Here is a 21859-nt window from a genome sequence, read left to right as displayed (position 1 = left end):
TTTTTTCAAAAAAGGATTTCCACTGCAATCGGGGCTAGGGTTTAGTCACTCTTTCAAAATATGAAATAATCATAATGTTTGTCATTCCGTAGGAATCTCGGCATAGTAGTAAAGAATAGTAAAGATTCGTGTCTGGATTCCTACGGAATGACAAAAAGCAGTTTAAACTCTTTTAATAAAGAAAATTTCAATAATAAGAATTAATAAAAATAGAGTCTTCACTCCGCTACGCTTCTTTCTGAATGACAAAACGTAAAACATTAAACCCATTAACACTAAAAACTCTAAAACCCTAAAACACAAACCCAATCAAACTCATAAGAAACTTTCATCAAAAATCCGTAACTTTGCCGCCTACTAAAATTTTTATGGAAAGTATTAAAGTTCACGACAAAACTTTCGTTCCTTATTTGGAGGACGCCGAGATTCAGGAGATTGTAAAAGCTACAGCTTTAAAAATTTATGAAGATTATAAGGATGAAGTTCCTGTTTTCATTGGGGTTTTGAATGGAGTGATTATGTTCTTCTCAGACCTTTTGAAGCACTATCCGGGAGAATGCGAGATTGCTTTCATCCAGATGAGTTCTTACGTAGGAACAGAATCTACAGGAATTGTTTACCAGAAGATGGAATTAACGAAGGATGTAAAAGATCGTCACATTATATTGGTAGAAGATATTGTTGACACAGGAAATACCGTTGAAAGTCTTTTCAAATATTTCAACGAAACGCAACGTCCGAAATCTGTAAAAATCGCTTCATTCTTATTGAAACCTGAAGTTTATAAAAAGGATTTTCAACTAGATTATATCGGAAAAGAAATTCCAAATAAATTTGTTCTAGGTTACGGATTGGATTACGATGAATTAGGGAGAAACTTACCGAATCTGTACCAATTAGAAGACGGACAAATCAATCATTAGATTGCCGATAGCTATGAGCTACTGGCTTTTAGCTTTAAATATTAAATCGAAATAAAAAGTAAAATATTAACTTAATAAAGCTAAAAGCAAGAAGCCATTCGCCAATTGCCAGAAGCGAAACAACATTATGATAAACATTGTTCTGTTCGGCCCTCCAGGAAGTGGAAAAGGAACTCAAGCGCAAAACTTAATCGAGAAATTCAATTTAAAGCAAATCTCAACAGGTGATCTTTTCAGATTCAACATGAAAAATGATACTGAACTTGGGAAACTGGCTAAATCTTACATCGATAAAGGAGAATTGGTTCCGGATCAGGTAACAACAGATATGCTGATTGACGAAATCAGAAAACCGACCGATGCGGCAGGATTTATTTTCGACGGTTATCCAAGAACTGCTGTTCAGACAGAGGCTTTGGAGAAAATCGTAAAAGAAGAATTAAATGATGAGATCGACGTTTGCCTTTCTTTGGTAGTGGAAGATACTATTTTGGTGGAAAGACTATTAAAAAGAGGAGAAATCAGCGGAAGATCAGACGACAGCAATGTAGAAATCATTAAAAACAGAATAAAAGAATACTACACAAAAACAGCTGAAGTAGCCGAATTGTACAAACAACAAGGTAAATATGTAGAGATCAACGGTGTTGGAGACATCAATGAAATCTCTGAAAAACTTTTCGCTGAAGTAGAAAAAGTAAAATAAAAATAGTTGATGGTTGATAGTTTTCAGCAATCAACTGACAACCATTAACTGACAACAAAAAATTATGTCAAATTTTGTAGATTACGTAAAGATTCATTGTAAAAGCGGTCACGGAGGTGCAGGTTCTGCCCATCTTCGCCGCGAAAAGTATATTCCTAAAGGTGGTCCTGACGGTGGAGACGGAGGTCGCGGCGGTCACGTTATCATGAAAGGAAATGCGAATGAGTGGACTTTGCTTCCTCTTCGTTACACCCGTCACGTAAAAGCGGAGCGTGGTGAAAACGGAGGAAAAAACCAGTTGACCGGAGCTTACGGAGCTGATGTTTATATTGAGGTTCCGATCGGAACGATCGCTAAAAATGAAGATGGAGAAATCATCGGCGAAATTTTAGAAGACGGACAAGAAATCATCCTGATGGAAGGTGGAATGGGCGGAAAAGGAAATGAACACTTCAAATCTTCTACCAATCAGACTCCAAGATTCGCACAACCGGGAATGGACGGACAGGAAGGTTACGTTGTTTTCGAACTTAAAATTTTAGCGGATGTAGGTCTTGTTGGTTTCCCGAACGCTGGAAAATCTACCCTTTTAGCATCTGTTTCTGCTGCAAAACCTAAAATTGCCAACTATGCATTTACGACTTTAACGCCCAATTTAGGAATTGTGGATTACAGAAATTACAAATCTTTTGTAATGGCAGATATTCCGGGAATTATTGAAGGTGCTGCGGAAGGTAAAGGTTTAGGACACAGATTTTTAAGACATATTGAAAGAAATTCAATCTTATTGTTTTTAATCCCGGCAGATTCTGAAGATCATTTCCAGGAGTTTAAAATTTTAGAAAACGAATTGAAGGAATACAATCCTGAATTACTGGATAAAGATTTCATTATTTCTATTTCAAAGGCGGATCTTTTGGATGATGAATTAAAGAAAGAAATTGCTGCAGAATTCCCTGAAAATAAACAACCTTTGTTTTTCTCAGGTGTTACAGGCGAAGGTCTTACGGAATTAAAAGATGCAATCTGGAAACAGCTTCATGGATAAAATTTAAAACAATTTATCAAACATATTAAAGTACACTTTTCGTGTACTTTTTTATTATCATTAAAAAATAATAACCATAAATTTAAATTATGAAAAAGAACTTTTTATTTGTTCTATCATTAGTATTTTCAACTATTGCAAATGCGCAGGAAGCACAGGAAAACCCAAAGCAAGAATCGTCATCAGAAACAAAAATGAGTTTTGGCGTAAAAGGAGGATATTCTTTATCTAGCATGAAATTCTTAGATGAAAAATTTAATTCAAAATCTTATTTCTATGCAGGAATTGTTGCAGAACAGCCAATAACTTCTAAATTTAGCATTCAGGCGGAAGCACTTTACACTCAAATTGGTGGAAAACAGGACTTTCCGGTTGTAGATTTTACAGATATGGGGGTAATAGAAAGAGGCAATATACAGTTTGATTATCAGCTTACACAAATCCAGATTCCTGTTTCTGCCAAGTATTATTTTATTCCGAATCTATCGGCTTCTGCCGGGATGAATTTCGGGTTCAATCTATCTGAAAAAGTGAAAACAGAGCAGGTGGTAAACGGATCGACTTCTCATAACTACGAAAATGTGAAAACATTGAATTTATTTCCGTTCTTAGGAGCAGAATATAAAATTAATGACAACTTTTTTGTAGACGCAAGATATAATTTCAACTTTTTCACCATTAATAAAGGGGAAAGTTTAGATACCAAAATTGGCTTTTTACAGGCTGGTGTAGGATACAAATTTAAATAAACATCGAAGGAGGAACGAAAGTTTCTCCTTTATTTTTTGCAAACAATCACCACTTCATTTTTCGCAAATCCCAGATAATTATCTTCATCGAAAATTCTGACTTCCGTTGTAAATCCAACCTCTTTCAAACGGTTTTCTAGACCTGAAACAGAATAAATTCTCACATGATCATCCTGTCCGAAATGTTTTAATCTTTCTTCCGGAGAAATAATGTTGTAATCTTCATAAATTTCCCCTTCTTTAAAAGGTGTTTGAATCAAAACAGTTCCGTTTGTTTTCAAAACTCTGTACAATTCCGACATTGCTTTTTTATCTTCAATAATATGTTCTAAAATATGATAGCAAACAATTAAATCAAACATACCATTTTCAGCATCAATTTTAGTGATATCATAATGATAATCAGATAAAAATTCATTTTCAAAGTCGGTTGGAAAATAGGAAATATCTTTTCTGTTTTTCCATTTTTTATATAACATTCTTGAAGGTGAAAAATCAAGAAAAGTCATGTTTGATTTTAAAAATTCACTTTCTAAAAGCATATTCAGTCGGCGTGTTCTCGGCAAACTTCCGCAAATCGGACAAATAAGTTGTCCATTTTCGAGTTCTGCAAACTTTTTCAGTTTCGTTTTGCAAATATTGCACTCGTTATTTTTCCCATGATACAAAGGTTTTAATAATTTTCTAAATTGATCTTCATTTTTAATGAGAATAGATTTAGGAATAATATTTTTAACAACAGTTTTCAGGAAGTTATACATGAGGCATTTTTTACGGACATCAAAATAACAAAAATTTATTTGAAGAACATTTTTGTGGTCGACATTTTTTCTGTTTATTTGAATTAAATTTTTCCAACAAACATCGATTAACAAACATATTTTACCATCAATTATTAATTTGAATTAATATTATCCTAAACATCAAGTTTTGGAACAATTATTGAAAGACCCAATTCGAAATTTTAAACTATGAAATATTTACTTCCCCTTTTTGCACTTGTTTTTTTATTCTCGTGCAGCACTCAGAAAACAAATTCAAAATATTCTAAAATAGAATACGAAGCAACCCCTTGTTTTGGATCTTGTCCGATCTTCAAAATGACCATCAATCCGGACAGAACTGCAATTTTTGAGGCCGAACATTTTAATTTCTCAAAAGGATTTTCTAAAGGAGAATTCGACAAACCTCGTGAAGGAACTTTTAAAGGAACCATCAAAGAAGAAGATTATAACAAATTGGTTGCCTTATTGGATGGTTTAGACGTTAAAAATTTAAATGAAAAATACGGAGAAAGAAACATTACAGATCTTCCGACTTCACATTTGAGAATAAATTTCGCCGACGGAACATCAAAACATGTAGAAGATTACGGTAAAAAAGGAACTGAAAAACTAGCTGAAGTTTACAAGTTTTTTGAAGATTTAAGAACCAATCAACAATGGTCTAAAGTCAAATAATTCGTTTAAAAATATTTAAACTACCTTTGCAAATTATAATTCCTTCATTTTGAAGGAATTTTTATTTAAATTAAAAACAATTCATTTGAATTTTACAGATCTAAAATTAATAGAACCTATTGCAAAAGCAATTGAGGAACAAGGATATACAAACCCTACTCCAATCCAGGAAAGATCAATTCCTGAGATATTACAGGGTAGAGATTTTTTGGGATGCGCACAAACGGGAACAGGAAAAACAGCCGCTTTTTCTATTCCAATTTTACAAAATTTAGCCAAGAAAGATTTACGAGGCAATAAGAATATCAAAGCATTAATTCTTACGCCAACAAGAGAATTGGCAATCCAGATTGAAGAAAATATCAAAGCTTACGGAAAACATCTTCCATTAAAACATTTGGTAATTTTTGGAGGAGTAAAGCAAGGAAATCAGGAAGCAGCTTTGAGAAAAGGCGTTGATATTTTGGTGGCAACTCCAGGAAGATTACTGGATTTTATCGCTCAGGGAATCATAAGTTTAAAAGCTCTTGAAATTTTTGTATTGGATGAAGCCGACAGAATGCTTGATATGGGTTTTGTGCATGATGTAAAAAGAATCATCAAACTTTTACCACAAAAAAGGCAGACCTTATTTTTCTCAGCAACAATGCCTTCTGAAATTCAGAAATTGGCAAGTTCTATCCTTAATAATCCTGTAAAAGTGGAAGTTACTCCTGTTTCTTCAACGGCAGAAACGATCAAACAATCGGTTTATTTTGTTGAGAAAGAGAATAAATTAAATCTCTTAACGCATATTTTAAAGAACGATATTTCAGATTCTGTATTGGTTTTTGCAAGAACAAAACACGGTGCAGACAAGATTGCGAGAAAACTTCAAGGTGATAATATTACAACTGAGGCAATTCACGGAAATAAATCACAAAATGCTCGTCAAAATGCTTTAAATAACTTCAAATCTGGAAAAACCAGAGTATTGGTTGCAACCGATATTGCAGCGAGAGGAATTGATATTGATGAACTAAAATATGTGGTAAACTTCGAACTTTCCGACGTTTCCGAAACTTATGTTCACAGAATCGGAAGAACGGGAAGAGCCGGTGCAGAAGGAAGTTCTATTTCTTTTGTTGACGGTTTGGATTTATTAAATCTAAAAAATACCGAGAAATTGATTGGAATGAAAATCCCAATCGTGAAAAATCACCCGTTTCATACAGATAATTTAGTTGCTCAAAAAAGAGATTCTAACAACAAACCGATGGCTGCAGGAAGCGGAAGACCAAAATCGTCCAATTCTGCAAGACCACCAAGAAATAAGAAAAAACCTGGAGAAGCAGGACCTTCACTTGGTTTCAAAAAACCGAAGAATAAGAATTTTACTAGAAAAAAATAATATCAAAGCCTTCCGAATTGGAAGGCTTTCAAGTTTATATTATTATTCAATCTTCTATATTTTATTAATTTTTTCATCTTTAATTGAAAAACAATATCCTACAATACTGAAAGGGAGGCACGAAGCTAAATATGTTGTTGAAAAGAAATTGTTCTGATAATCATAGCCCAAGACAAAGTATTGCTCCAAAAGAAAGCTTACCATCAGTACAAAAATAATTATTGAAGAATATATAAATACCTGGCTGATTTTCTTCACATAAAAAGACATTATAATCGTTAAAGTAAGAAAAAACAACATTACAAAACCATTGCTTTGTCCTTGTAAATTCAGAGGGTTATGATCTAAAATATATTGAAAACTTTTTGCTGGAAAAAGAACTGTTCCTAACAATATTATAATTGTAATGATAAAACTTAAGGTCATTTTTATTCTAGCTGACCAATCTGTTTTTAAGAAAGATTTTAATAAAAATAAAATTAGTGCGACAATCACAACACTTCTTGTCAAACATAAAATACCCAGGCAAATCCCTAGTAAAATAGGTTTTTCAAAGTAATTATCTTTAAATTTTTCACTCCAAAGCAAAATAAAAGATGCAGTAAATATAAATGAAGAAATAAAATCGCTTTTACAAATAGCTTCATAAATATAGGAAAGTGAAATTCCAAGCAAAAAAATTGCCTGAACAGCAAGAAAATTATTCTTAAATTTCTTTATTACAGCATAAGAAAACAACAAAATTGCTGCAACCTGAATATATCCTACATTACCCATTAAATAAAAAATGACAGCCAACAATAATTGCCCTGGAAGATATGACGAAATATTTCCTAAAAAATTGGGAGTATCATAAATATATTTTCCTTTAAGCCAAAATTCTAAAGAAAAATTTAATGTCTGCCATCTGTCTATATTAAGCTTATAAGGATCTTTCATTATGTGACAAAAACCAACATAAGCGATTGTAAAAAGTCCTAAAATAACATAAACATTCTTAGAATTATTAAAAAACTTCTCACTTAATAATTTACTATTTCTGAAATAATAAATGAAAAAATTTACAATAGTAAAAAAGAAAACCAAGACACTTAAAGGAACTTTAGATTGCCTGATTCCATACTTAGTTAAAAATAGAAAATTGACAGTAAAATAAATCAAAAACATTATTAAACCATTCAACTTTATATTCTTGTTTGTGACTTGATCAACCATTACAATTAGTTCATTGCTTTAAATAATTTCTTTGCATTATCAGTGGTAATTCTATCAATTTCAGAAAAATCAACTTTGTAAATATCCACCAATTTTCCGGCGACCAAATCAAGATAAGAACTTTCATTTCTCTTTCCTCGATGCGGGACAGGAGCTAAATACGGAGAATCCGTCTCCAAAACAATTTTATCCAATGGAATTTCACTTAAAAACTGATCGATTTTACCATTTTTAAACGTTACTACTCCTCCAATTCCTAAAATGAAATTAAGATCAATTGCATGTTTTGCCTGCTCTAAATTCCCTGAAAAACAATGGAAAATTCCGCGTAATTTTGGATGTTTTTTTCTTTCCAAGACTTCAAAAGTTTCATCAAAACTTTCTCTTGTATGGATTACGATTGGTAAATCTTTCTCAATTGCCCAATCGATTTGCTGTTCAAATGCTTTTACTTGAATATCCAAAGTCGTTTTGTCCCAATACAAATCGATTCCGATCTCTCCAATCGCCGGAAATGCCCTCTGATCCAGATAATTTTTAACAATTTCTAACTCTTTTTCCCAGGATTCAGGTTTTATATAACAAGGATGCAAGCCCATCATTGAAAAAATCTGGTTTGGATATTCTTTTTCCAACTGCAACATTTTTTCATGAGATTCTGAATCGATGGCAGGAAGATAAAATTCTTTAATCCCTTTATTTACAGCTCTTTGAATCGTTTCTTTTCTATCTTCATCAAATTCTTCTGCGTATAAATGTGTATGTGTGTCAATCATTTCTTTTACATTTTCAATAGATCTTCGTAAGGATTTTCAAGTCCAAGCAACATTCCGAAAGCGGGCTCTGTTTTGATTCCTTTCTTCTTTAATTCTATTATTTTTTGTTTAAAATTTTCTCCTTTTTTCTGTAATATTTTGTGTTCGGCGATCATGTGGCGATAAGCATTTTGCTCGGTTGTTGGCTTATTTTGTCCGAAAATTTCGATGGGAAAACCTTCCAATATGAAATTTAAAGTAATGCATTTTTGACCATCTATCAACGGATATTCAATATCTGTATCATTTGGAATAAATTTGCTAAACATTAGATCGTCCAAAAAATCTTCTTCAAATTTAAGATCTACCTCGCAAATAATATCTAGATCACTTCCTTCAATATCAATTTCAATAGGAATTGTTCCCGCTAAAATTGGAGAATAATCTTTTAATTTTTCAAAAATCAGGTATTTTGAAAGAATTTCGTAAGCTCTTTTTTGTTTGTCGTTTCCGTTTTTCAAATAATCAATGGTGGTAAAATCAATCATTTGAAAAGATTTTATGTTTTACTTTTTGTCGCTGAATTTCAATTCTTTGGTTTAATTTTTCTTTAAATTCGATATATTTAGGATCTTTTTCGTCGTTGGTTCTGTGTTCTAAAGCTTTATTAATTTTAAAATTTTCTTTAATAAAATCCTTAGTTTCATTAGAAAAATAAGCTTCTCCAAATTTATCAAAAATATAATTAACAGCCTGATTATTAGGATGAATCATATCTTCTTTATAAAAACGGTAGTCGCGAAGATCATCCATTAAAATTTCATAAATCGGAAGGTAATGACAATAATCCAAACCATCGATCATCTCATGAATTGCTATAATTAATTTTGACTTACTTAGCTGATTTTCAACCATTCCATCCTTTGTGTGACGGACAGGTGAAACCGTGAACAAAATCTGAACATCATCCACACAAATATCTTTCAAATTTAAAATCGTATTGTAAATGGATTCTGTAATTTCCTGGAAAGTCAGTAATCTTTTTTTAAAGAATTTTTGTGGAATTTTATGGCAGTTAGCTACTAATTTTTGTTTCGGAATAAATTCATAAATAAATGAGCTTCCGTACGTTATGATAATCCAATTGGCATTTTGAAGAAAAGAATTTCCTTCTTCAATCTTAGTATTTATTTTCTGTAAAGTCTGATGAATATATCGTGTGTCGAAACTCGTGTGATGATCTAAAGAAATGAATTCGTCATTAAAAGTAATCAATTCTTCTTCCTCATAAAAACCTGCATCGTGAAGCCTTTTAATCGCATTATCAATCGAAAAAGGATTAAAAATCGTTCCAAAGGGATTGTTTATTGTTTGTAGCTGCCCTTGTAAAAACAAATCCGACATTTCGGAAGCAAAGCAGGAACCTATTGAAAATATCTTATCTTCAACTTCAATCTTCTTCTTCGATTCTTTAATCTCAACTTCTGTCCTGAATTTCATTGTATAGATAGTAGGTTGCAGGTTTTAGATTGCAGGCATAAACTGCTGCTTGCAATCTAGAATCTACAATCTTATTAACTTTCTCTTCTCAATAAATAATTTGCCAGTTCAGCAAATGGTTTTTTCTTTTCTTCTGGAATATTGATTTTTTGAAGATAGCTTTGTCCAATTTCATTATGCTTTTCGATCAGTCGCAAAGCTTTTTCGTCTACTTTTGTTCTTCTGAAAATCTTTTCTACTCCATAAACTTTATCGATATTATCTGTTTTTTTAGAATACCAGTAATCAAGTTCTTTTCTTTCTTCGTCAGTCGCGTGTTCTCTTGCCATCAGATAAAGTACTGTCTTTTTATTCTCATAAATATCTCCGGCATGTTTTTTACCAAACTGAGCCTGATCTCCGAATACATCTAAATAATCATCCATAATCTGGAACGCAATTCCGATGTGTTTTCCGAAGTTGAAAATCGCTTTTGCATCTTTAAAATTTGCCTTGGCAATTAACGCCCCTATTTCGAATGAAGAAGCACTTAAAACCCCAGTCTTATAGGTAATCATTCTGATATAATCATCATAGGTTACATTTTCCTGAGTCTCGAAATTGATGTCATATTGCTGGCCTTCGCATAAAAGCAAACCTGTGTGAGTAAAAATTCTGATGCAAGCTTTAAAAACTTCGGGTTCAAGATCTTCGAAGAATTTGTAAGCTTTCAACATCAATCCATCTCCTGAAAGAATTCCCACGTTGATTCCGTGTAGAGTGTGAATTGTTGGTTTGTTTCTTCTCAAAGGAGCTTCATCCATGATATCGTCATGAATCAGCGTGAAATTATGGAAAAACTCGATTGCCAAAGCCGGTTTGATTGCTTCCTTTAAATCACCGCCAAATAAATCACAAGCCATTAAAACCATGATCGGACGAAGACGCTTTCCACCGTGGGAAATGATGTAGTTCATTGGGTCGTATAATTCCGTAGGTTTATCTTTAAAAGTATATTTGGTAATGGCATCAGCAACGATCTGTTGGTATCTGTCTAAAAATTCCATAAATTCTAATAGTTTGAACAAAAATACAATTTTTCAGGGCTTTATAAAACAAAAATCCTAACCGTTTTTATGAGTAAGGATTTATTTTTTATTATATTAATTGTTTGTTTTGGATTAATGAAAATATTAATTTTTTATTTAATATAATTAAGATTTTTGTTTATTATCAATTTGTTCCGCAGAGTTTGTCATTCCGTAGGAATCTAAGCATAAGTATTAGAAAAACTTATGAACCGATTCGTGTCTAGATTCCTACGGAATGACAAACTTTGTGAATATTTCCCTATGTTTGAAAGGTTAACTTCCACCCTAGCCCCGATTGCAACGGCATCCTTTTTGGTTGCGGCGGAGCGAAGCGGAGCCGTAACCAAAAAGATATAGTGGAAAGCGGGATTAAGCTTCAAATTTCATTAAAACAAAAAAACTTTGCCCAGTCGAGCAAAGTTTATGATTATTATGTTAGTTTTTATCCTAAGAGAAAAATGTTACCACAAGATATGTAATCCCTGCAACAATCGCAGAAATCGGAATGGTAAGAACCCAAGCCCAAAGAAGACTTACAGTGATTCCCCATCTTACGGCAGAAACTCTTTTTGTAAGACCAACCCCGATAATTGAACCTGTAATCGTATGTGTTGTAGAAACAGGAATACCGAAGTGATCTGTGATGAATAAAGTAATTGCTCCCGCAGTTTCAGCGCTTACACCTTCCAAAGAAGTTACTTTTGTGATTTTAGTACCCATTGTTTTGATGATTTTCCAACCACCACTCATTGTTCCTAAAGCGATTGCAATAAAGGAAACCAATGGTACCCAAATATAATGCTGTGCGAAATAATCGAAACGTCCTGCAGCAGGAATATTAAGATAAATCGGATCGTGAAGCATTTCAACGTGATAGTAAATTAATGCTGCACCGATAATACCCATTACTTTCTGAGCATCATTCAGACCGTGTCCTAAACTAAACAACGCCGAAGAAGCCAACTGCAGTCTTTTGAAAGACTGATCTGCTTTGTGCGGGTTTGATTTTTTATAAAGGTGAACAATAATTAATGTAATAATGATCGAGATAATCATCCCAATGATCGGCGCCATGAAAATGAACAGGAAAATAGGAATGACTTTATCAAATTTCACAACACTCTGATGTGTAACCTGAACAGCAGCCTGTTTTACAGAATCCCATAAGCTAAGATCCGGATGAGCTGCAACTACAGCGTGATAATCCGACATGAAAGCATGCATTAAAGCCGCTCCAAGGAAACCTCCGATCAACGTGTGTGAAGATGATGAAGGAATACCAAACCACCATGTTAAAAGATTCCAGGCGATTGCAGCAACAAGACCTGAAAAGATAACTTCAAGGGTGATAAAATTTTCATTAACTGTTTTGGCAATTGTATTACCAATTTTAAATTCTCCAATGATGTAAGCAGCGATAAAGAACGCTGCGAAGTTCCAAAGTGCTGCCCAAAGAACTGCCTGGAATGGAGTTAAAACTTTTGTAGAAACAATAGTCGCAATTGAGTTGGCTGCATCGTGAAAACCGTTGATGTAATCGAATATTAAAGCCAATGCAATAATAACTATAAGTAAAATCGGAAATTCCATTGTTTAATTATAATTATTAAATTATGCGTATTTAATCATGATGTTCTCAATCGTGTTGGCAACATCTTCTGCTTTGTCGGTTACTACTTCAAGATAATTAAGTACAGATGAAACTTTGATAATATTGATTGCATCGTTTGTTTCGAATAATTCTACCATTGAATTTGATAATAAATCATCTGCAATATTTTCGATAGAATTTACTTTAATACAAGCTTCTTTTACCTGCTCCATGTTTTTGAAACCTTTAAGGTTTTTCATTGCATTCTGAATTTCAAGACATGCTTTGTGGATTAATAAAGAAAAATCTGAATAAGCCTTCATTTCAGGCGACTTATAAAGGAAAATATATTTTGTAGAAGCGTAGATATAATCTGCAATATCGTCTAATCCTGTTGCTAAAGTGTGGATGTCTTCTCTGTCGAAAGGAGTGATGAAGTTTTTCCCCAATTCTACGAAGATCTCGTGAGTAAGCTCATCATTTTTGTGTTCATAATCGCTCATCTTTTTCAACATAGAATCGTCATTTAGATCGAAATCTTTGATTCCGTGGTTGAATTCCTCAGACATTGCTACAAGGTTTTCTGTTACTTTTTCGAAAAGCACAAAGAAGATTTTATCTTTTGGTTGAAAAGCGTGGAAAATATTACCAATTCCCATTGTAAAGTTTTTATAATTCGTGTGCAAATTTCCTAAAAAACCGCCTTACCTGAAAGAGTACAACATTAAGTTTTGTTAACATTGAGTTCACACTTCATTATTATACAAAAAAACCGGCTAAAAAGCCGGTCTATATTGTTGAAATAAATTTAGTTAGCTTCTTCAGCTCTCATATCCTTACCTCTGAATTTCATTGTAGAAATGTTGCTCAAAAGATCTCCTTTGAAAGATTTCTCCACTTCAAAGAAAGAGAATTTCTCTAAAATTTCGATATCTCCGATTTCAGCTCTTTTTTTGCTTTTCCCGTTCGATGTAGCTTTATTGATAATATCCAAAACATCAAGCTTCTTCAATTGATCTTTTTTACCCAAATTGAAGAAAAATCTTACCATATCTTCGTTCTTTCTTCTTGGTTTTCCGCCACGCTCTCTTCTGTCTCCGCTTCTTTCACTTCTGTCACCTCTATCGCGGTCTCTACCTCTATCACGATCTCTTCTAGAACCTCTGTCATCATCTCTGCTGCTTAGTTTCTGCTCGATAAGATCGTGTCTGTCTTTGTAATAAGTCGCCAAATCCTTCAATTGAAACTGAAGTAGTTTGTGAACCAATTCTTCTTTTGTAAATTCAGATAAATCAGGAATTAAAGCATCATCAAATTCAAAGAAATCTTCACGTTTTTCGAAAAGACTTTCAAAAACACCACCAACCTGAGCTTTGATAATATCATCACCAGTCGGAACTTTTCCTTCTATGATTTCAATTTTAGTAGCTGATTTTATTTGCTTTAATTTTCTGCTTTCTTCAGGCTTTATCAATGCCATAGAAACACCATCTCTTCCTGCTCGACCCGTTCTACCACTTCTGTGAACGAATACTTCCGGATCATCAGGTAAAGAATAATGGATAACGTGAGTCAGTGAATTCACATCCAATCCTCTCGCTGCAACGTCTGTCGCCACTAAGATATCGATGTTTTTCAATCTAAACTTCTTCATTACAGTATCTCTCTGAGCCTGAGAAAGATCTCCATGAAGCGCATCTGCAGCATAACCATTCTGCATCAAGAAATCGGCAACTTCCTGAGTTTCCATTCTTGTTCTACAGAAAATGATCGAATATTGATTAGGATTTGAATCGATCAATCTCTTCAAAGCCTCTTTTTTCTGACGGTAGCCCGCCACATAATATTCATGCTTAATGTTTTTCTTAACTTCATTGATGGAGCCAACAGAAATTCTGTGGGGCTTCGTCAAATAGTTTTTAGAAATTCTCTCTACTTCTTTGTTCATCGTTGCAGAGAACAAGAAAGTTTGTTTTGTTTCAGGAGTTTCGCTCAAAATTGTTTCCAATTCGTCTTTGAAACCCATTGAAAGCATTTCATCGGCTTCGTCTAAAACCAACCAATGAATAGCAGAAAAATCTAATGCTTTTCTGTTGATAAGATCGATCACCCTTCCCGGAGTTCCCACGATAATTTGTGGCTTATCCTTTAAAGATCTGATCTGTTCCATAATACTACTTCCACCATAAACCGCAGTAGTTTTGATGTCTTTCATGTATTTAGAATAATTTTTTATGTCTTTAGCAATCTGAAGACATAATTCTCGTGTCGGACAAAGCACCAAAAGTTGGATTTTGCGACTCGTTTCGTCAATCATATCCAAAATCGGAAGCGAAAACGCTGCTGTTTTGCCTGTCCCTGTCTGCGCAAGTGCGATCAAGTCGCGAATATCTGAAAGAATAAAAGGGATAGTCTGTTTTTGGATTTCTGTCGGGCTTTCGTAGCCCAGTTCGCCAATTGCCTTAAGAATGTCAGGACTTAAATTGGTCTCCGTAAATAAATTCATTAAATATTTTAAAATTTTTGCAAAGATACAACAAATATTTGACTTGTTTTTGAATGAAGTGTTAAATAATTAAACTTAAATTCAGAATCCTTTAATATTTTTTTAATTTTTAAAAAATTTACTTCAAAAAAACACCCTCCATGTTAAAAACCTGTTAAACATTATTTTTTTTTATTAAATTGGATTGATTTTTTCTGTGTTATTTATGAATTTTCAAAAAATAAGCTATGGAACGCAAATTTTTCTTTTTGATTTTTCTCTTCAAAACGCTCGAAATATTCGCACAAACTAATAACTATCCGCCCAACTGGACGCTGGAAAACTGTATTGAATATGCAAAAGAGAATAATATTTCGATAAACTCTTTAAAGCTTTCAAAAAATTCAGCGGAACAGGATCTTCTTCAGGCAAAAGAAGCAAAATACCCTAATTTAAACGGAACAATTTCACAAGGGTTGTTTGCTGTAAACGGAAACAATGGATTAAATGTAAACGGTGCACAATCCCAGAACATTGGAGCTAATTCTTCCATGACTCTGTATCATGCAGGTTATATTAAAAACAATGAATCTTCGAAAAATCTCTTGGTTCAAATGGCAGATTTGTCGGTTCAGGAAGCGCAGAATAATATTACTTTAACGATTACTCAGGCTTATCTTAATATTTTAATGGCAGAAGAAAATATTGTCGCGCTTGAAGAAATTTTAACGACCACAAAAACTCAGCTTAAACAAGGCGATCAATTTTATAAAGTAGGAAATATTTCAAAGTTAAATTACCTTCAAATTCAGGCGCAGGTTGCTCAAGATGAATATAATTTAATTGCTGCTCAAAACAATTTAAGAACAAATATTGTAAATCTTAAACAAATTTTACAGCTTCCCACAACCTATGATTTTCAAATTGTAAAACCCGATAGCATTACTGTTGATGAAAATTTAAAACCTCTATCTGAAGTTCAGAATTTAGCGCAAAACCAACGTCCGGAAGTGAAATATGGAGAACTAAATGTTGAAAATTCTAATACTAATTTAAAAATGGCTCAGGCTTCCATTTTGCCGACATTGAGCCTGACAGGAAATATTTCATCCAATTATGCCTATAACAATGGGAATTATTTTAATCAACTAGGAAATAATTTTTATTTACCGGTTGGATTAAGCTTGGGAATTCCGATTTATAATAATAGAATTTACAAAACGGCTGTCGAAAAATCAAAAATTGAAATTGAACAGGCAAATTTGGATTTATTAAACACAAAAACAATTCTAAATCAACAGGTTGAACAATCTTATATTAATCTTCAAAATTCACTTTCGCAATACGAATCGGCTTATAAACAAATGGATCTCAATAAGCAAAGTTACGCGATTGTAAATGCTCAAATGAAAATCGGAAGTATTGATTATGTACAACTTCAACAACAACGACTGACTTACATTCAATCAGTACAAAATTATCTGCAGTCTAAATATTCTGCGGTTCTCAATAAACAGATCTACGAATTTTACTCAGGAAACCCAATAAATATCAAGTAAACTATGAAAGCAAAAAATAAAAAATGGCTGTACTGGATCGCCGGTGGCATCATTGTTTTGGGGGCAGTTTGGTATTTTTTTATCCGTGAAGAAGAAGTGAAAATTCAACTCGAAACGGTACAACCTGAAATGGGCGAAATTTCAAATTCCATTACGGCAACAGGAACTGTTCAACCCGTGGATACAGTTGCGGTTGGTACGCAGGTTTCCGGAATTATTAAAAATATCTACGTTGATTTTAATTCTACGGTGAAAAAAGGACAGCTTTTGGCTACTTTAGATCCGGATTTATTGCAATATCAGACGGAACAAATTAATGCCAATTTGCAAAATGCGAAAAGTAATTTAGCATATAATGAGATTAATTTCAATCGCCAAAGTCAATTATATAAAGTTGGAGCGATAAGTAAAGCGGATTATGATGTGGCTCAAAATCAAATCAATGCAGCGAGAGCTCAAGTAAATTCTGTGAATGCGCAACTTTCGACAGCAAATAAAAATTTATCATTAACTCAAATTTATTCTCCAATTGACGGAACTGTTTTAAATCGTAATGTAAGTGAAGGTCAAACAGTTGCATCAAGCTTCAGCACTCCTACTCTTTTCAGTATTGCGAAAGATTTAACGAAAATGCAAATCAGAGCATCTGTCGATGAAGCGGATATTGGAAATATAAAAGTCGGGCAAAAAGCAACCTTCACTGTTGATGCTTTTCCGGATGAAACTTTTAACGGAAGCGTCTCGGAAGTTCGTCTTCAACCTACTGTTTCTTCGAATGTTGTGAATTATACAACCATGATTAATGCAGATAATTCAAGTTTAAAATTAAAACCCGGAATGACCGCAAATATTACAATTTATACCGAAGTTTTAGATAACGTTATGAAAATCCCTGTTGCTGCAACGAGTTTCAGACCAGATAGTTTGGTAGTGAAAAAATATAAAATTAATTCACCTTTTACGAATGGTAAAAATGGTAAAAAAGGAAAAGACAACGGACAGCGAAAAGAAAAATCCGGAACTGAGAATAAAGATAAGGCAGGAGTTTGGGTAATTGGCAAAGACAGTGTAATTACTCGAAAAAGAATAAAGACAGGAATGGATAATGACACTGAAATTCAAGTGATTTCGGGATTGAATAAAACTGACAATATTATTACTGGATATAAAAATCTATCAAAAAAATCTTCCGGTGGTGGTGCAAAAAGTCCGTTTATGCCTCAAAGACGTGGTGGCGGAAGTGGCGGAGGAAATCGTGGCGGCGGCGGTGGTGGCGGTCCGAGATAATTCAGTTTGAGTTTTTAGTTATTTTAAATTTATTTTATTTTAAAACCACCCCGTCAAAAATTTATAGAATTTTTGACATCCCTCCAAAGGAGGGGAATTTTTCCCGAATAAACAAGAGACAATTAACTAACAAGTATCAACCAACAATCATGGCAGAAAAAATTCTCGAAATAAATGATCTGAAAAGAGATTTCAGGATGGGTGATGAAGTGGTCCATGCTCTGAAAGGCGTTACATTTTCTGTTGAAAAAGGTGAATTTGTGACGATTATGGGAAGCAGCGGTTCCGGTAAATCTACTCTATTAAATATTGTCGGTTGTCTTGATAAACCTTCAAGCGGAGATTATATTTTAGACGGCGTAAATATCAAAAATCTGGATCGTGATGAATTAGCAATTTTAAGAAATCAGAAAATTGGCTTTGTGTTTCAATCTTATAATCTTTTGCCAAGAACAACTGCGAAGGAAAATGTAGAACTTCCGCTTTTATATAATTCAAAAATATCTTCGGAAGAAAGAAATGAACGTTCGATAAGAGCTTTAAAAGCCGTAAAATTGGAAACAAGAATCGATCATTTACCCAACCAAATGTCGGGTGGACAACAACAGAGAGTTGCGATTGCGAGAGCTTTGGTCAACGAACCTGTCATGATTTTAGCAGATGAAGCAACAGGAAATTTAGATACAAGAACTTCCTACGAAATAATGGCTTTGATGCAGGATTTAAACAAACAAGGAAGTACTATTGTGTTCGTGACGCATGAACCTGACATTGCGACTTTCAGCAGTCGGACAGTTACTTTAAGAGACGGAAGAGTCATTAAGGACGTTAAAAATGAAGATATAAAATCTGCCAAAGAAGCTTTGGAAAATCTTCCCGTAAATGATGATTATAAATAAATTTTAATCCCAAACCTGAAACGAAATGAATCTCTCAAATCTCTTCAGAATCGCATGGAAAGCCCTTTTAAGAAACAAACTTCGAGCGTTTTTAACTATGCTTGGAATTATCATCGGGGTAGCTTCAGTTATTGCTATGACCGCCATTGGTGAAGGTTCGAAAAAAAGCATTAGTGACCAACTTTCGTCGATGGGTTCGAATATGATTACGATTCGTCCGTCGAGTAATGTGAACGTTTCAGGAGGGGCGAGAATTGGCGCGACTGGTTTGCAAACTTTAAAAACTCAAGATGCAGATGCGATTGCGAAAGGAGCACCCGATGTTTCTTACGTTTCTCCGGCGGTTCAGACGAACGGTCAATCAATTAGCGGTGCGAACAACTGGCCAACGCAATTGCAGGGCGTGAATGAAGATTATTTCAGCATTAGAGATTGGGGAATTTCGGAGGGCTCACTTTTTACAAAAAAAGATGTGACTTCTTCTAATAAAGTTTGTTTGTTGGGACAGACTGTTGTGACGAATTTATTTCCCAACGGTGAAGATCCAATCGGAAGCATTATCCGTTTCAATAAAGTTCCAATGAAGGTGATCGGTGTTTTAGCATCAAAGGGGTCAAATGCTTTTGGGCAGGATCAGGATGATGTGATTATTGCGCCTTTCAATACAGTTCAGAGAAGATTTTTGGGAATTACTTATGTTCAGACAATCTATGCTTCCTCGACTAATGAAAATACTTCTCAACAAGCGACAGATCAGGTTTCTGAAATTTTAAGAAAACAACATAAGCTTCCTGAAGACGGAAGCAACGACGATTTTTCAGTAAGAACTCAGGCGGAATTAATCTCCACGATGAGCTCAACAAGTCAGCTTTTAACAGTACTTTTATCGGCTATTGCAGGAATTTCTTTAATTGTTGGCGGTATCGGAATTATGAATATCATGTACGTTTCTGTGACGGAAAGAACTAAGGAAATTGGTTTGAGAATGTCGATTGGAGCGAGAGGAAAAGATATTTTATATCAGTTTTTGATCGAAGCGATTATGATTAGTATTACAGGCGGAGTTTTGGGTGTTTTACTTGGAATTTTGACAACGAAACTGGTTACTTTTTTCCTTTCGTGGCCAACTTTCATTACGGAATCTTCAATTATTGTTTCATTCATTGTTTGTGCGATTACAGGTGTATTTTTTGGTTATTACCCAGCTTTGAAAGCATCAAAACTCGATCCGATTGAAGCTTTGAGATATGAATAGTTTTTGTACATTTGATTGTTTACTAGTTTTATGAACATTTTAAATTAATTTTCTAACTAGCAACTAACAACAAGCAACCATCAACAAACAACTCTCAACCAAATTATGGCAACACTTTCTCCTGACGTTTTCGGGTTTTTAAAGAAATTAACTAAAAATAATAACCGCGAATGGTTTACAGAAAATAAACATCTTTACACAGAATCTCAACAAAATGTTATCGCTTTTTTGGAAGATCTCATAAAAGAAATGTCTGAATTTGATGAAGACTTGGCTAAAATTGATGCTAAAAAATCTTTGTTCAGAATTTATCGTGACACAAGATTTTCTAAAGATAAAATTCCTTATAAAACTAATTTTGGGGCGTCTCTAGGAATGGGAAAAGGTAGCCAGAAAGGTGGTTATTATCTTCATTTAGAACCCGGAAAATCTTTCATTGCAGGTGGAATTTATATGCCTGAATCTTCTGTATTAAAGGAGGTAAGAAGAGAAATTTCGTTGTATGGCGAAGATTTTCTTAAAATTTTAAATAATAAAGAGTTTAAAAAATATTTTCCTGAAATGGATCAGGATGATAAGCTGAAAAAAGTTCCGCAGGGTTTTGAAAAGGAAGATCCAATGGCGGAATATCTGAAACATAAAAGCTTTATCGTTGTATATTATCTGAAAGATGAAGAGGTTTTGGATAAAAATGCGTCAAAAAATATTACTAAGATTTTTAAGTTGATGAAACCTTTTAATGATTTTTTGAATACACCGTTTTCTTTAGGTGAATAGTGAAATGTCAATTCATTTTATTGTCAATTTTACGATGTAAAAAATTCACAATTGACCTATTGACGATTGACTTTCTCCAAAATTTTGAAAGGAAAGACTTTCGCCTAGCCCTGATCGCAGCGATTGTTTGAGCTCATTTTTTTGAATTTGGCGCGGCAGCTTCGCTGCCGCGCCAAATTCAAAAAAATAGCGAGTGCGGAGAGCAGGATAAAGCTCCTAAAAAATATTCTATTTATAAAATTCTTATTTCAAGAATCTGAGAATAAAATTCTTTTCTCTAAAAAACCTTTCGTGAAACTAAGTATTGACTCTCAACACCTTACAATTGAATATTTTTAACAGCAATTTAACATTTTTGCTTATATTTGCTGTTCGTCAAAATGCTAACAATGTCCTTATACCAAACCCTTGCAGAAAAACTACAGTACATAAGTCCGAGTTTTTACAAAAAAAGATATTTTAAGAACTTAAATAATCTTTCTAAAGAAAATTTTTCGGCAAGAAATGTAGAGCCGGAATTGGTTTGGATCAAGGAATACTTGCCTAAGAAAGCTGTAATTCTGGACATTGGCGCAAATGTAGGAACTTTTTTGTATCAATTGGAAAACAAGCTGGATCATGAACATATTTATGCTTTTGAACCCAATAAAAAGCTGTATAGACGCTTGAAAAGATTGTTCCCGACAATACACGTTTTGCCTTTGGCACTTTCTGACGAAAATACGACTGCAGAGTTTAAAGTACCGATCATTAATGGAAAAACGATTGCTTCGAGAGGCACGCTGAACACCGATTACAAAGAAAAAGGCGAGGAAAAAAGCTACACCGAAAAAGTAAAAGTGATAAAACTTGACGACTGGGCAGCAATTGAACACTTTAACAGACTGGATTTCATAAAGATAGACGTTGAAGGTAATGAATTAAAAACGCTTCACGGAGGAAAACAAATTATCAAACAATTTACACCTACTTTGATGGTGGAAATGGAACAAAGACATCACGAAACCCCAATTTGGAGGGAAATTTCCGAGGTTGAATCCTGGGGTTACGATGCAAAATATCTTAACAGACATAATTTTGAGCTTGAAAAATTAACGGAAGAAATTCTACTAAAAAACATAAGCGACGAAAAAAATAAAACCGAATACATCAACAACATTATTTTTATACCTAAAAACTAGTTAAGCGTC

The 21859-nt window shown here is 33.7% G+C and carries 21 protein-coding genes; 12 read left to right on the top strand and 9 right to left on the bottom strand.

Annotated elements, in window-relative coordinates; genetic code table 11:
* The first annotated feature begins 368 nt into the window (after nucleotides 1-368).
* From ACKX2A_RS17225 to ACKX2A_RS17210, 4 genes are all read left to right on the top strand, one after another.
* Nucleotides 369-923: a phosphoribosyltransferase gene (locus ACKX2A_RS17225; protein WP_415326166.1), complete on the top strand. Its 555-nt coding sequence runs from the start codon at nucleotides 369-371 to the stop codon at nucleotides 921-923.
* Between the two features lie 127 nt (nucleotides 924-1050).
* Nucleotides 1051-1629, top strand: a complete 579-nt coding sequence (locus ACKX2A_RS17220; RefSeq protein WP_415326165.1) for an adenylate kinase — start codon at nucleotides 1051-1053, stop codon at nucleotides 1627-1629.
* A gap of 64 nt (nucleotides 1630-1693) precedes the next feature.
* Entirely contained in the window at nucleotides 1694-2677 is a 984-nt protein-coding gene (obgE, locus tag ACKX2A_RS17215) for a GTPase ObgE (RefSeq protein ID WP_415326164.1), read from the top strand.
* An 89-nt stretch (nucleotides 2678-2766) separates the two neighbouring features.
* Complete coding sequence (locus tag ACKX2A_RS17210; protein ID WP_415326163.1) at nucleotides 2767-3426, top strand: outer membrane beta-barrel protein; 660 nt, start codon at nucleotides 2767-2769, stop codon at nucleotides 3424-3426.
* Nucleotides 3427-3455: 29 nt separating this feature from the next.
* Here the strand turns inward: ACKX2A_RS17210 and ACKX2A_RS17205 are convergent, their stop codons facing one another.
* Entirely contained in the window at nucleotides 3456-4187 is a 732-nt protein-coding gene (locus ACKX2A_RS17205) for a class I SAM-dependent methyltransferase (protein ID WP_415326162.1), read from the bottom strand.
* A 210-nt stretch (nucleotides 4188-4397) separates the two neighbouring features.
* Between ACKX2A_RS17205 and ACKX2A_RS17200 the strand changes: the two genes are divergently transcribed.
* Together ACKX2A_RS17200 and ACKX2A_RS17195 are read left to right on the top strand one after the other, a co-directional pair.
* Nucleotides 4398-4886, top strand: coding sequence for a DUF6438 domain-containing protein (locus ACKX2A_RS17200; RefSeq protein ID WP_415326161.1), 489 nt, complete (start codon nucleotides 4398-4400; stop codon nucleotides 4884-4886).
* 85 nt (nucleotides 4887-4971) lie between these two features.
* Nucleotides 4972-6276: a DEAD/DEAH box helicase gene (locus ACKX2A_RS17195; protein WP_415326160.1), complete on the top strand. Its 1305-nt coding sequence runs from the start codon at nucleotides 4972-4974 to the stop codon at nucleotides 6274-6276.
* 54 nt (nucleotides 6277-6330) lie between these two features.
* Here the strand turns inward: ACKX2A_RS17195 and ACKX2A_RS17190 are convergent, their stop codons facing one another.
* The 8 genes from ACKX2A_RS17190 to ACKX2A_RS17155 all read right to left on the bottom strand — a co-directional run bounded on the left by ACKX2A_RS17190 (nucleotide 6331) and on the right by ACKX2A_RS17155 (nucleotide 14913).
* Nucleotides 6331-7215 (bottom strand): hypothetical protein, encoded by an 885-nt coding sequence (locus ACKX2A_RS17190; protein ID WP_415326159.1) that lies wholly within the window; start codon nucleotides 7213-7215, stop codon nucleotides 6331-6333.
* 281 nt (nucleotides 7216-7496) lie between these two features.
* On the bottom strand, nucleotides 7497-8267 hold the full coding sequence (locus tag ACKX2A_RS17185; RefSeq protein WP_415326158.1) for a TatD family hydrolase: 771 nt from the start codon (nucleotides 8265-8267) through the stop codon (nucleotides 7497-7499).
* 5 nt (nucleotides 8268-8272) lie between these two features.
* Nucleotides 8273-8794, bottom strand: a complete 522-nt coding sequence (locus ACKX2A_RS17180) for a DUF4269 domain-containing protein (RefSeq protein ID WP_415326157.1) — start codon at nucleotides 8792-8794, stop codon at nucleotides 8273-8275.
* Nucleotides 8787-9746, bottom strand: coding sequence for a GSCFA domain-containing protein (locus ACKX2A_RS17175; RefSeq protein ID WP_415326156.1), 960 nt, complete (start codon nucleotides 9744-9746; stop codon nucleotides 8787-8789). Before ACKX2A_RS17175 ends, ACKX2A_RS17180 begins: the two co-directional genes overlap by 8 nt.
* Nucleotides 9747-9820: 74 nt before the next feature.
* Nucleotides 9821-10792 (bottom strand): polyprenyl synthetase family protein, encoded by a 972-nt coding sequence (locus ACKX2A_RS17170; RefSeq protein WP_415326155.1) that lies wholly within the window; start codon nucleotides 10790-10792, stop codon nucleotides 9821-9823.
* A 471-nt stretch (nucleotides 10793-11263) separates the two neighbouring features.
* On the bottom strand, nucleotides 11264-12406 hold the full coding sequence (locus ACKX2A_RS17165) for an inorganic phosphate transporter (protein ID WP_415326154.1): 1143 nt from the start codon (nucleotides 12404-12406) through the stop codon (nucleotides 11264-11266).
* Between the two features lie 21 nt (nucleotides 12407-12427).
* Nucleotides 12428-13066, bottom strand: a complete 639-nt coding sequence (locus ACKX2A_RS17160) for a DUF47 domain-containing protein (RefSeq protein ID WP_076392175.1) — start codon at nucleotides 13064-13066, stop codon at nucleotides 12428-12430.
* A 149-nt stretch (nucleotides 13067-13215) separates the two neighbouring features.
* Nucleotides 13216-14913 (bottom strand): DEAD/DEAH box helicase, encoded by a 1698-nt coding sequence (locus ACKX2A_RS17155; protein ID WP_415326153.1) that lies wholly within the window; start codon nucleotides 14911-14913, stop codon nucleotides 13216-13218.
* A 227-nt stretch (nucleotides 14914-15140) separates the two neighbouring features.
* On the opposite strand from ACKX2A_RS17155, the gene ACKX2A_RS17150 reads away from it, so the two are divergent.
* From ACKX2A_RS17150 to ACKX2A_RS17125, 6 genes are all read left to right on the top strand, one after another.
* On the top strand, nucleotides 15141-16451 hold the full coding sequence (locus ACKX2A_RS17150; protein WP_415326152.1) for a TolC family protein: 1311 nt from the start codon (nucleotides 15141-15143) through the stop codon (nucleotides 16449-16451).
* 3 nt (nucleotides 16452-16454) lie between these two features.
* Nucleotides 16455-17738, top strand: coding sequence for an efflux RND transporter periplasmic adaptor subunit (locus ACKX2A_RS17145; RefSeq protein ID WP_415326151.1), 1284 nt, complete (start codon nucleotides 16455-16457; stop codon nucleotides 17736-17738).
* A gap of 149 nt (nucleotides 17739-17887) precedes the next feature.
* Entirely contained in the window at nucleotides 17888-18637 is a 750-nt protein-coding gene (locus ACKX2A_RS17140; protein WP_415326150.1) for an ABC transporter ATP-binding protein, read from the top strand.
* 25 nt (nucleotides 18638-18662) lie between these two features.
* Nucleotides 18663-19892 carry an ABC transporter permease gene (locus ACKX2A_RS17135; RefSeq protein ID WP_415326149.1) on the top strand — a complete coding sequence of 410 codons (1230 nt, stop codon included), beginning with the start codon at nucleotides 18663-18665 and terminating at the stop codon, nucleotides 19890-19892.
* Between the two features lie 105 nt (nucleotides 19893-19997).
* On the top strand, nucleotides 19998-20669 hold the full coding sequence (locus ACKX2A_RS17130) for a DUF2461 domain-containing protein (RefSeq protein ID WP_415326148.1): 672 nt from the start codon (nucleotides 19998-20000) through the stop codon (nucleotides 20667-20669).
* Nucleotides 20670-21058: 389 nt separating this feature from the next.
* Entirely contained in the window at nucleotides 21059-21850 is a 792-nt protein-coding gene (locus ACKX2A_RS17125; protein ID WP_415326146.1) for an FkbM family methyltransferase, read from the top strand.
* Nucleotides 21851-21859: the final 9 nt, after the last annotated feature.

This window comes from Chryseobacterium sp. MMS23-Vi53, assembly GCF_047651245.1.
Lineage (GTDB): Bacteria > Bacteroidota > Bacteroidia > Flavobacteriales > Weeksellaceae > Chryseobacterium.
The sequence above is the reverse complement of the archived record's forward strand: the minus strand, read 5'-3'. Positions and strand labels throughout refer to the sequence as shown.

Bases quoted from the DNA above. Each gene is read 5' to 3' on its own strand.
- ACKX2A_RS17225 (WP_415326166.1), top strand. From the start codon at position 369: ATGGAAAGTATTAAAGTTCACGACAAAACTTTCGTTCCTTATTTGGAG.
- ACKX2A_RS17220 (WP_415326165.1), top strand. From the start codon at position 1,051: ATGATAAACATTGTTCTGTTCGGCCCTCCAGGAAGTGGAAAAGGAACT.
- obgE (WP_415326164.1), top strand. From the start codon at position 1,694: ATGTCAAATTTTGTAGATTACGTAAAGATTCATTGTAAAAGCGGTCAC.
- ACKX2A_RS17210 (WP_415326163.1), top strand. From the start codon at position 2,767: ATGAAAAAGAACTTTTTATTTGTTCTATCATTAGTATTTTCAACTATT.
- ACKX2A_RS17205 (WP_415326162.1), bottom strand. From the start codon at position 4,187: ATGTATAACTTCCTGAAAACTGTTGTTAAAAATATTATTCCTAAATCT.
- ACKX2A_RS17200 (WP_415326161.1), top strand. From the start codon at position 4,398: ATGAAATATTTACTTCCCCTTTTTGCACTTGTTTTTTTATTCTCGTGC.
- ACKX2A_RS17190 (WP_415326159.1), bottom strand. From the start codon at position 7,215: ATGAAAGATCCTTATAAGCTTAATATAGACAGATGGCAGACATTAAAT.
- ACKX2A_RS17185 (WP_415326158.1), bottom strand. From the start codon at position 8,267: ATGATTGACACACATACACATTTATACGCAGAAGAATTTGATGAAGAT.
- ACKX2A_RS17180 (WP_415326157.1), bottom strand. From the start codon at position 8,794: ATGATTGATTTTACCACCATTGATTATTTGAAAAACGGAAACGACAAA.
- ACKX2A_RS17175 (WP_415326156.1), bottom strand. From the start codon at position 9,746: ATGAAATTCAGGACAGAAGTTGAGATTAAAGAATCGAAGAAGAAGATT.
- ACKX2A_RS17170 (WP_415326155.1), bottom strand. From the start codon at position 10,792: ATGGAATTTTTAGACAGATACCAACAGATCGTTGCTGATGCCATTACC.
- ACKX2A_RS17165 (WP_415326154.1), bottom strand. From the start codon at position 12,406: ATGGAATTTCCGATTTTACTTATAGTTATTATTGCATTGGCTTTAATA.
- ACKX2A_RS17160 (WP_076392175.1), bottom strand. From the start codon at position 13,066: ATGGGAATTGGTAATATTTTCCACGCTTTTCAACCAAAAGATAAAATC.
- ACKX2A_RS17155 (WP_415326153.1), bottom strand. From the start codon at position 14,913: ATGAATTTATTTACGGAGACCAATTTAAGTCCTGACATTCTTAAGGCA.
- ACKX2A_RS17150 (WP_415326152.1), top strand. From the start codon at position 15,141: ATGGAACGCAAATTTTTCTTTTTGATTTTTCTCTTCAAAACGCTCGAA.
- ACKX2A_RS17145 (WP_415326151.1), top strand. From the start codon at position 16,455: ATGAAAGCAAAAAATAAAAAATGGCTGTACTGGATCGCCGGTGGCATC.
- ACKX2A_RS17140 (WP_415326150.1), top strand. From the start codon at position 17,888: ATGGCAGAAAAAATTCTCGAAATAAATGATCTGAAAAGAGATTTCAGG.
- ACKX2A_RS17135 (WP_415326149.1), top strand. From the start codon at position 18,663: ATGAATCTCTCAAATCTCTTCAGAATCGCATGGAAAGCCCTTTTAAGA.
- ACKX2A_RS17130 (WP_415326148.1), top strand. From the start codon at position 19,998: ATGGCAACACTTTCTCCTGACGTTTTCGGGTTTTTAAAGAAATTAACT.
- ACKX2A_RS17125 (WP_415326146.1), top strand. From the start codon at position 21,059: ATGTCCTTATACCAAACCCTTGCAGAAAAACTACAGTACATAAGTCCG.